Raw genomic sequence first — 9,925 nt, forward strand, 5'->3', positions numbered from 1 at the left:
CCCCGCCCTCGCCGTCCCCGCTGCTTGATCGACTCGACTTTCGAGATGTCGCGGTATCGGGCGGCCTGGGATACCGCGACATCAATGAAATCGAGTTGATCAAGCGGCGAGGGCGGGGACGGCGTAGGCGGGTGCGCCGGGGGCGGGTGCGCCGGGGGCGGGTGCGCCGGGGCGGTTAGGACGCCGGCACCAGCTCCGGGGTGGCGGTCGGCGGGTCGGCCGGGGCGGCCGCCGGGCGGGGGCGCAGGAAACGCGGGGCCCACCAGTTGGCATCGCCGAGCATGGTCATCAACGCTGGCAGCACCACTCCCCGGATGATCGTGGCGTCCAGCAGGATCGCCACCGCCAGGCCGATCCCGAGCTGCTTCATGTCGATCGTGCTCAGCGTGGCGAAGATCGAGAACACGCCGACCATCACGATCGCCGCGCTGGTCACCACCCCGGCCGACGAGGTGATCCCGTACGACACGGCGTCGCGGTTGGGCATGCCGGCCCGGATCCCCTCGCGGATCCGACTGACCACGAACACGTGGTAGTCCATCGAGAGCCCGAAGAGCACCACGAAGAGGAACAACGGCAGCCAGGACACGATCGCGCCCATCGAGGTGAAACCGAGCAGTCCCTCGGCCCACTCGCGCTGGAAGACCAGCACCAGCAGCCCGTACGCGGCACCGACGGAGAGCAGGTTCAGCGCGATCGAGCTGGCCGCGACCACCACCGATCGGAAGGTGAACACCATCACCAGGAATGTCAACACCAGCACGAAGCCCATCACCAGCGGCAACTTGTCCCGGACGTGGTCCGCGTAGTCCACATTCGCGGCCACGCCGCCGCCGACCGCGTACTCGATGCCGGGGATGCCCCGCAGCTCCGCCGGGACCAGGTCCCCGCGCAGCTTGTCCAACGACTGCACCGACCGGTCGTCCCGACTGGTGTACGGGGTGGCGACGTCGAGCACCGTCACCCGCCGGTCGGCCGACACCTCGATCTTCGGGCCGTCCAGATCGGTCGGGGCGAACAGCGGATCCCCGGCGGCCCGGGTGGCCAGGTCGGTGAGCGCGGCGCGGACCCGGTCGGCCTGCTCGGCCGGCGCCTTGACGGCCACCACGTGATTGGTGCCGTTGCTCGGGAACGCGGCAGTGAGCCGGTCGTACGCCTGCATGGCCGGGGTGGTGCGCGGCAGGTCCTCCGAGCCGGGGAACTTCAGCTTCATGCCGAGCGCCGGCGCGGCCAGTGCGAGCAGCAGACCGACCGAGATGACGAGCGTCACCACCGGAGCGCGTAGCGCCGGCCGAAGCAGCGCCGGCCACAGCCGGGGCTTGCGGGGCCCGCCATGCCGGTCGGTGCGCGCAGCGGTCAGCCGCCAGAGCAGCGGCACCCGCGGCCGGTCGACCCAGCGGCCGAGCTTGGCCAGCAGGGCGGGCAGCACGGTCAGCGAACCGATCACGGCGACGGCGACCACCAGGATCGAGCCGACGGCCAGGGACGAGAAGACCACGTCACCGGCGAGAAGCAGCCCGGCCATCGCGATGATCACGGCAATGCCGGAGACCACCACGGCGTGCCCGGAGGTCTCCGCGGCGATCTCCACCGCGTCCAGGCCGGAGCGGCCCTTGGCCCGTTCCTCCCGCTCCCGGCGGATGTAGAACAGTGAGTAGTCGACCCCCACCGCCATGCCGATCAGCAGGATCACCGGTGCCGTGGTGTCGGTGGCCGGCACCAGGTGCGAGGCGAGCGTGGACAGGCCCATCGCGGCGGCGACCGAGGAGAGCGCCAGCAGCACCGGGACGCTGGCCGCGATCAACGCGCCGAACGCGATGATCAGGATGGCCAGGGTGACCGGCAGGCTGAGCAGTTCGGCGCGCTTGAAGTCCTTGCCCAGGGTGTCGTCGAGCGCCTGCTCGATCGACGGCCCGCCGACCTGCTCGACACGCACCTGCGGGTGCGCGCCCTGCACGGCGGCGGTGGCGTCGCGCAGCGGCTGGACCCGATCCGAGGCGGTCTCCGGATCGCCGGACATGGTGATCGGCAGCAGCAGCGCCGAACCGTCCCGGGCGGTGACCGGCTGCCCCACCTCGGCGACCCCGGTGACCGTGCGCAGCCGGGCCGCCGCGTCGTCGGCCGCGGCCTTCGCCGCCGCCGGGTCCAGCGCGCCGTCCCGCGCGGTGATGAGCACGTTGTCCACTGCCGGATCGTCGAAGTTGCCAGCGTCCACGATCAGGCCGGCCCGCCCCACCTCGCCGATCCCCTCGTCGGCGCTGGTGGCCTCGTTGAGGCCGGCGGCGCTGCCACCCACGAAGCACACCGCCACGAACACGACCCACAGTGCGATCGCCCGCCACGGGTGCTCGGCGCTCCACCGCGCCAGCCGCACCGTCACCGGTCTTCTCTCCATCTCGGGTCCCCCTGTCACGTCAACCCCCTGTCAACGGTGCTGACGTTAGGTGCGTGACGAGGCGGTCACATCGGGGAACGGCCCTGGCCCGCCCCGGAGCCGTCACACCGAGGGCGATTGGCTCACCAGAGGGGCATCAGACGCGATTCGGGCGTACACCGGGGTGCGGCCCGGGGGGTCCGGCCGCGACCCGCCGGTGCCGACCCGGAGCCGACTCCGGGTCATCCCCGAAGGGATCCCCGGGGCCGTGGCTGGCAGCGCGGGCAACTGTACGAGGATCGGTTCATGAACGCCTCGCGGCGGATCGGCGCTCCGCACCGCCGGCACGGCTCGCCCTCGCGGCCGTAGGCGTTGAGTTCGCGGTCGAAGTAGCCGCTCTCACCGTTGACGTTGACGTAGAGGGCGTCGAAGCTGGTGCCGCCCACGTTGATCGCCTCGGCGAGCACGTCGCGGACGTGGCCGAGCAGGCGCTGCGCGGCCGGCCCGGTCAGCGCGTCGGTGGGTCGGCCGCCGTGCAGCCCGGCCCGCCACAGCGCCTCGTCGGCGTAGATGTTGCCCACCCCGGAGATCAGGGTCTGGTCGAGCAGTGCCCGCTTCACCTCGGTGTGCCGGCGGCGCAGCGCGGCGACGAACTCCGCGTCGGAGAACTCCGGGTCCATCGGGTCACGGGCGATGTGCGCGATCTCGTCGGGCAGTTCGGCGCCGCCCTCGCTCACCGACAGCCCGCCGAACGTGCGCTGGTCGACGAAGCGCAGCTCCGGCCCGTCGTCAGTGAACCGGAACCGGACCCGCAGATGGGTCTCGTCCGCGGTGCCGGGTGGCTGGAGCAGCAGCTGACCGGACATCCCGAGGTGCCCGATGATCGCGTCGCCGCTGTCCAGGGGCAGCCACAGGTACTTGCCGCGACGGCGGACGTCCAGCACGGTCCGGCCGGCGAGCACGTCGGCGAAGTGCACGCCGCCCGGGACGTGCCGACGCACGGCGCGCGGGTGACGGACCTCGACCGACGCGATCCGACGGCCGACGACCCACTGGGCCAACCCCTGCCGGACGGTCTCCACCTCGGGTAGCTCAGGCACGCCGCAGGCCCGTCTCGTGGCCGTCGGCACCCCCGGCCGGCAGGGCCTGCGCCAGGTGGTCGGCCTGCTCGGCCTGGGCGGCCCGCCCGGCGCGTTCCAGCGGCCCGAACGGCTCATCCCGGTCGGCCGAACCGTCCGGGTCGATCAGCTGGCCCCGACCGTCGTCGCCGGTCCGGCCATCGTCGCCGGCCTGGCCATCGTCGCCGGCCTGGCCATCGTTGCCGGCCCGGCCGTTCTGCTCGGCGAGCGTCCGCCACGCGGCCTCGGCGGCCCGCTGCTCGGCTTCCTTCTTGCTACGCCCCTCGGCGCCGCCGTACCGGTTGCCGGCCACCACCACCCAGGCGGTGAACGTCTTGAGGTGATCCGGGCCGGTGCCCTCGATCCGATACTCCGGAACGCCGAGCCCGAGCGCCGCCGTCAGCTCCTGGAGGCTCGTCTTCCAGTCCAGTGCGGCGCCCCGACCGGCCGACTCGGCCATCAACGGGTCGAAGAGCCGGTGGATGACGATCCCGGTGGTGTCCAACCCGTACTGCAGGTAGATCGCCCCGAGCAGCGCTTCGAGCGTGTCGGCGAGGATGCTCGCCTTGTCCCGGCCACCTGTGGACTCCTCGCCCTTGCCGAGCAGCAGGTACGCGCCGAGGCCGTCCGGGCCCAGGCCACGCGCCACGTCGGCGAGCGCCCGCATGTTGACCACGCTGGCCCGCAGCTTGGCCAACTGCCCCTCGGGCAGGTCCGGGTGGTTGTGGAAGAGCGCCGTGGTGATCACCACGCCGAGCACCGAGTCGCCGAGGAACTCCAGCCGCTCGTTGGTGGGCAGCCCGCCGTTCTCGTACGCGTACGAGCGGTGGGTCAGTGCGCGCTCCAGCAGCTCGGGTTCCAGGCTCACGCCGAACGCGGCTTCCAGATGACCGACGGACGCCCGCCGCCGCTTGTCGTTGCTCATGATGTGCGTACCTCGGTGTCGGTGGAGCGGTCGGTGCGGTCCATCGCGGCGTCGCCGTCGAGCAATGCCGAGACCAGATCGGTGGCGCGCCGCCGCCACAGGTGGGCGGCGAGGGCGATGCCGGAGGCGACATCGTCGGCGCGGGCGGAACCGTGGCAGACGACCACCGTCCCCGCGACGCCCAGCAGGGCGGCCGCGCGGGGGGCGCCGCCCTCCGCGGGCGGGCCACCGGCCATCGCGTACGCGCCTTCGATGGCTTTGAGCAGCACGTTACCGGTGAAGCCGTCGGTGACGACCACATCGACGCGCGCGCCGAGGGTCACGTCGTACCCCTCGACCAGGCCGACGTAGCGCGCCCCACCGGGCAGCGGCTCGACGGCGAGCAACGGGTCGGTGGCCCGACGGACCCGGTCGCCCTTGCCGGCCTCGGTGCCGACCGAGAGCAGCCCGACCCGCGGCGCGGCGATCGAGTGCGCCACGGCGGCATACGCGGCGCCGAGCACGGCGTGGCGGGCCAGGGTGGCCGGACGGGGTTCCAACGAGCCGCCGACGTCGAGGAGCACGACCGGGCCGGCCACGGTGGGCAGGGTCGCGGCGAGCGCGGGTTGGCGGATCTCCGGCCAGCGGCCGAGGCCGAGCACGGCGGCGGTGACGGTGGCACCGGTGGCACCGGCGGAGACCAGGGCGTCGGCGGTCCCGTCGCGCACGGCGGTGACCGCGGCGCGGACCGTGCTCTCGGCACGGGCGGCGCTGGGATGATCGGCCATGCCGACGACATCGCGCACGGGCCGCACCGTGATCCGCGTACGTTGCGGCGGATCGAGGGCAGCAATCAGCTCGTCGGCGACCTCGGCCGGGCCGACGAGGAGCAGGTGCAGGTCAGGGTCGGCGCGCATGGCCCGCAGAGCGCCGTCAACCACGACGGCGGGAGCGTCGTCCCCGCCGAGGAGGTCAACGGCGATCCGCGCGGCGCCCGGCTCCATCGGAACGCCGGCCGGAGTGGGCCGGCCAGCGTCGGAGGAAGCCGGGGCACCGGGCGAATGCCAGGGTGCGCGCGCCGCCCGACCTGAGGTCGGGGGCGTCACTCGGCGTCCAGGTCAGACCTCGAGAACCTGGCGGCCGTTGTAGGTGCCGCAGACGGAGCAGGCGGCGTGCGGCAGCTTCGGGGACTTGCACTGCGGGCACGCGACGGTCGCGACCACCGTCGCCTTCCAGTTCGCCCGGCGGGACCGGGTGTTGCTGCGCGACATCTTGCGCTTCGGGACGGCCACGGTTCTTACTCCTCTGTAACGGTCAGTTGCGACAGGCCCGCCCAACGCGGGTCGATCTGCTGGTGACTGTGGTCGGCCGGCAGATCGTCCCAGTGTGTCCCGCATTCGGGGCACAACCCTGGGCAGTCCTCCCGGCAGAGCGGGTTGGTCGGCAGCGTGAGCACCAACGCGTCCCGCAGCGCCGGCTCCAGGTCGATCAGATCGCCCTGCATCCGGCCCACCTCGTCCTCGTCGGTCGTGGCGTCCGTGGTGCTGTCCTCGTACGCGTACAGCTCCTGGATCGTCACGCCCATCGAGTCGTTGATCTCGCGCAGGCAACGGCCGCACTCACCCCGGACGGGACCGGTGATGGTCCCGGAGACGAGCACGCCCTCGGACACCGACTGCAACCTCAGATCGAGGTCGAGGTCCGCGCCCTCCGGCACGCCGATCAACTCCACACCGAGGTCCGCCGGTGCCGGCACGACCCGCTGGACCTCACGCAACGCACCAGGGCGGCGCGGCAGGTCTCTCGTGTCGAGGACCAGCGGCGACCTGGGGTTGAGTGTCGATGGCGAGCGCTTGGGCATAGTTAGACTCCGGCCGGTGAGAGGCCGACAAAAAAGGTTACCTGGGTGACCACCGGACCGTCGAACCGGGGGCGCCACCCGGGTGAGAATGTCGGCTGGTGAGGTGCCGCTCAGAAGGGTAGCGGGCGATCCGCCTCATCCCCACCGAAGGTGCCGATCTCTCGTAGGGCGTGCATCTTGTCCCTACCTCGCTCGATCGAGGCCAGCGCCCGGGTGAGGAACTGCTCGAAGTTGGCCAGCGCGGTGTCGACGTAGTCGTCGACCTCCTCACGCAGGCGCTGGGCTTCGGCCCGGGCCTCGGCGATGATCCGGGCACCCTCGTGCTCGGCCGACACGGTGATCTCGTTCACCGAGACCAGGCGGGCGTGTTCTGCCTCACCCTCGCTGATGATCCGGTCCGCCTCACGCTTGCCGGCATCCATGATCTTGTCGCGCTCCTCCAGGAGCGCTGCGGCGCGACGCAGGTCGGCAGGGAGATCGGCGCGCATCTCGTCGAGGGCAGCGATCATCTCACCCCGGTCGACCATGCAGTTGTTGCGCGACATCGGGACGGAGCGGGCCTGCTCCACCATGGCGATCAGTTCGTCGATGCGATCGAGCGGGTCCACCGGTACCTCACTCCTGTCGTTCCTCGGCCGACCTCCATGATGCGGGCTACGGCCGTTCCCCGCGTCATCAATCATGTCGTGCCAGCCCCACACAAGCCCCATCCGCCCCAATCCGGCGCGTCGCGACATCGCCACCCCCGCCAACCCGCCCCGCCCACACCCCGCCCGACGCCCCGCCCACACCCCGCCCACACCCCACCCACGCCCCGCCCACGCCCCGCCCACGCCCCGCCGATCTTGCACCTTCTGCCGCGACAATCGGCGCAAACAACCACGATCGGGCGACCGAAACTGCAAGATCGCCGCCCGGGGCGGGGGTGGGGGTGGGGTGGGGGTGGGGTGGGGTGGGGTGGGGTGGTTAGGGGTTCGGGCGTAGGCGGGCCTGCAGGGCCTCGCGGACCAGGTCGGGTACGTGGGCAGAGATGTCGCCGCCCCACTTCGCCACGTCCTTCACCAGGCTGGAGGAGAGGAACGAGTAGAGCGGATTGGTCGGCATGAACAGGGTCTCGACGCCGGCCAGCCCGATGTTCATCTGCGCCATCTGCAACTCGTAGTCGAAGTCGCTGACCGCCCGCAGGCCCTTGATCAGCACACTCGCCTGCTGTGCCCGGCAGAAGTCGACAAGCAACCCGCGGAACGACTCGACCCGCACGTTCCCGTACGACGAGGTCACCTCGCGGAGCATGTCGATCCGCTCCTCGACGGAGAACAGGCCACTCTTCGACTGGTTCACCAGGACGCCAACCACCACCTCGTCGAAGAGCCGACTGGCCCGCCCGACGATGTCGAGGTGTCCGTTGGTGACCGGGTCGAACGAACCGGGGCAGACCGCACGTCTCATGATCGGCGACCGTACCAAAGGGTGGTCTCGCCGTACCGGCGACTGCGCTCGGGGGTGATCCCCTCCACCCAGTCGAACTGCCTGGTACGGCTGGACCGCTCGACCACCACCAGCGCGTCGGGCACCAGCCAGCCACCATCGACGAGCGTCGTCAGCAGTGAGGTGATCTCCGCGTCCGGCACCGCGTACGGCGGATCGGCGAAGACCACGTCGTACGGCCCGCCGTCCGGACCGGCGGCCAGCACGGTCGCCACCTTTCCGGCGACCAGGCGAACGGCCGGGCCGACGCGCAGGGTCGCCACGTTCTCCCGGATCACCCGGGCCGCCCGGGGGTCGGACTCGACGAGAAGGACGTGCCGGGCGCCCCGGGAGAGCGCCTCCAGCCCGACCGCGCCGGAGCCCGCGTACAGGTCGGCGAAGCGGGTGCCGTCGAGGTCGACCTCGGCCTGGACGGCGCTGAACAGCGCCTCGCGGACCCGGTCGGACGTGGGTCGGGTGCCGGCGCCGGGGGGTGCGGCGATCCGCCGCCCGCCGAGCGTCCCGGCGACGATCCGGGTCACCGTCTCCTCCTGTTCATGCTCGCGACGCTACGCGAGTCGACGCCGGCCCCGTCCGACACCGCCGGTATCGCCGGGCCGGTGGCTGTGCCCCTGATCTGACCGCCCGACGCCTCGGTGGGGTCTTGACGTCGTCCGTCGGGCCGGAAAGGCCGGTGACCTCGCTTGCCACCGTTCGGTCCACTGCGGAGCCGCCGACCGGCAGTCGACAGCACTCGTCCTCAGTGATCAATCGGCGACCTTCCGTCCATCAAAGATCACGAATCAATTACATTGCCCGAGGGCAATGATGAGAACTCCCCTCGTTCATGACTCGTCAGTACAGTCACCCTCTGTCCCCGCTTCGCGCGGGAACACCCCCGCGTCGCGCGTCGTCCCGGTGAGTAGGCGACCCACCCGGTTGCCCCGCCTCCCGACCTCCCGCGCGCGATCCGTACCCCTCACCAGGAGCAGGCGTTGAACCTCCCCAAGTCTCCGATGCGGCGTGTCGCGGCCATCGCCGCAGGCGCGCTGATCGGCCTCACCGGCGCGGCTACGTTCGCCGGCCCGGCACTCGCGCACCACACCACCATCAGCGGCACCGCCTGCCTGACCACCAACGGCGTGCACCGCGTCGAGTGGAAGGTCGTCAACAGCGAGCGCGACCTCGAAGCCAAGATCACCGAGGTGTGGACCCCGTCCGGCACCACCATCAACGGCATCGCGGCGGGCACCACGATCACGCCCAACGGCAAGGTGACCGGCACCCAGCTCACCACCAAGAACAAGCCGCTTGAGCTGAAGGTCACCGCCACGTGGATCCGCAACGGCACGGTGGTCACCCACATCGCCTCCGGCACCGCGAAGCTGAGCAACAACTGCACCACGCCGCCGACGGCCACCCCGACGCCGACGAAGCCCACGACCACGCCGACCGTGACGCCGAGCGCGACGCCGTCGGTGACGCCGAGCGCGACGCCGTCGGTGACGCCGAGCGCGACCGCGTCGGTGACGCCGAGCGCGACGCCGACCACCACGCCGAGCACTCCGGTCCCGACCAGCCCGGTGCCGACCACGCAGCCGAGCGAGCCCACCGGCCCGCTGGTGCCGGAGGAGCCCAACGCTCCGGTGTTCGAGATCGTCTTCGACTGTGACACGCTCGTCATCAGCGCCGACAACCCGGCTGGCGGCATCACCGAGACCGTCGTGCTGACCTCGGAGAAGAACGTCGTCAAGAAGCTCGAGCTGGTCCCGGGCAAGAAGACCGAGGTCTCCTTCGAGGCGTACGAGGGACTGACCGTCACCCCCAGCGTCGATGGTGAGCAGGCCGACCCGGCCGACGCCGTCAAGTGGGTCAAGCCGGCCGACTGCACCCCGGGTCAGGGTGGCGGCGACAAGGACGAGCCGGCGCTGCCGCTGACCGGTGCCGCGACCGGCGGGATCATCGCTGGTGCCGCGGTGCTGCTCGCCGTTGGTGCTGGTCTGTTCGTGATGGCGCGTCGTCGTCGGCTGCGCTTCACCGCCTGAGACAACCCGCTCTGACTAACAACCGAGGGCGGGGGGGCCCCCCCCGGGCCCCCCCCCCCGGGTTTTTTCGCAGGTAGGGGGGGCCAAACGGGGCCCGGGGGCCCCGCCACCCCAATGCAGGGTTTAGGGGGCGTAAGCCTAGGCCCACCGCGCGCA

The 9,925-nt window shown here is 71.6% G+C and carries 9 protein-coding genes and 1 pseudogene; 1 reads left to right on the top strand and 9 read right to left on the bottom strand.

Annotated elements, in window-relative coordinates; genetic code table 11:
• Positions 1-175: 175 nt before the first annotated feature.
• From ACFYPM_RS30705 to rsmD, 9 genes and pseudogenes are all read right to left on the bottom strand, one after another.
• Positions 176-2,395, bottom strand: a complete 2,220-nt coding sequence (locus ACFYPM_RS30705) for an MMPL family transporter (protein WP_387204418.1) — start codon at positions 2,393-2,395, stop codon at positions 176-178.
• Positions 2,396-2,616: 221 nt separating this feature from the next.
• A complete protein-coding gene (gene mutM, locus ACFYPM_RS30710; protein WP_387204421.1) occupies positions 2,617-3,474 on the bottom strand; it encodes a bifunctional DNA-formamidopyrimidine glycosylase/DNA-(apurinic or apyrimidinic site) lyase in 858 nt (285 codons plus the stop codon).
• A gap of 187 nt (positions 3,475-3,661) precedes the next feature.
• A pseudogene (gene rnc, locus ACFYPM_RS30715) lies at positions 3,662-4,417 on the bottom strand (ribonuclease III); the annotation flags it as partial.
• A complete protein-coding gene (locus ACFYPM_RS30720; protein WP_387204424.1) occupies positions 4,414-5,400 on the bottom strand; it encodes a phosphate acyltransferase in 987 nt (328 codons plus the stop codon). The gene ACFYPM_RS30720 and the pseudogene rnc, both read right to left, overlap by 4 nt.
• Before the next feature lie 114 nt (positions 5,401-5,514).
• Positions 5,515-5,688, bottom strand: a complete 174-nt coding sequence (gene rpmF / locus ACFYPM_RS30725; RefSeq protein ID WP_030335284.1) for a 50S ribosomal protein L32 — start codon at positions 5,686-5,688, stop codon at positions 5,515-5,517.
• A 5-nt stretch (positions 5,689-5,693) separates the two neighbouring features.
• Complete coding sequence (locus ACFYPM_RS30730; protein ID WP_355032160.1) at positions 5,694-6,257, bottom strand: YceD family protein; 564 nt, start codon at positions 6,255-6,257, stop codon at positions 5,694-5,696.
• 110 nt (positions 6,258-6,367) lie between these two features.
• Entirely contained in the window at positions 6,368-6,865 is a 498-nt protein-coding gene (locus ACFYPM_RS30735) for a hypothetical protein (protein ID WP_355391821.1), read from the bottom strand.
• A 358-nt stretch (positions 6,866-7,223) separates the two neighbouring features.
• A complete protein-coding gene (coaD, locus tag ACFYPM_RS30740) occupies positions 7,224-7,706 on the bottom strand; it encodes a pantetheine-phosphate adenylyltransferase (RefSeq protein WP_357250488.1) in 483 nt (160 codons plus the stop codon).
• Positions 7,703-8,266 carry a 16S rRNA (guanine(966)-N(2))-methyltransferase RsmD gene (gene rsmD / locus ACFYPM_RS30745; protein ID WP_387204429.1) on the bottom strand — a complete coding sequence of 188 codons (564 nt, stop codon included), beginning with the start codon at positions 8,264-8,266 and terminating at the stop codon, positions 7,703-7,705. Before rsmD ends, coaD begins: the two co-directional genes overlap by 4 nt.
• 453 nt (positions 8,267-8,719) lie before the next feature.
• Between rsmD and ACFYPM_RS30750 the strand changes: the two genes are divergently transcribed.
• Complete coding sequence (locus ACFYPM_RS30750; RefSeq protein ID WP_387204433.1) at positions 8,720-9,769, top strand: cell wall anchor protein; 1,050 nt, start codon at positions 8,720-8,722, stop codon at positions 9,767-9,769.
• The last annotated feature ends 156 nt before the right edge of the window (positions 9,770-9,925 follow it).

It is taken from the genome of Micromonospora sp. NPDC005203 (genome assembly GCF_042872705.1).
Classification (GTDB): Bacteria; Actinomycetota; Actinomycetes; order Mycobacteriales; family Micromonosporaceae; genus Micromonospora.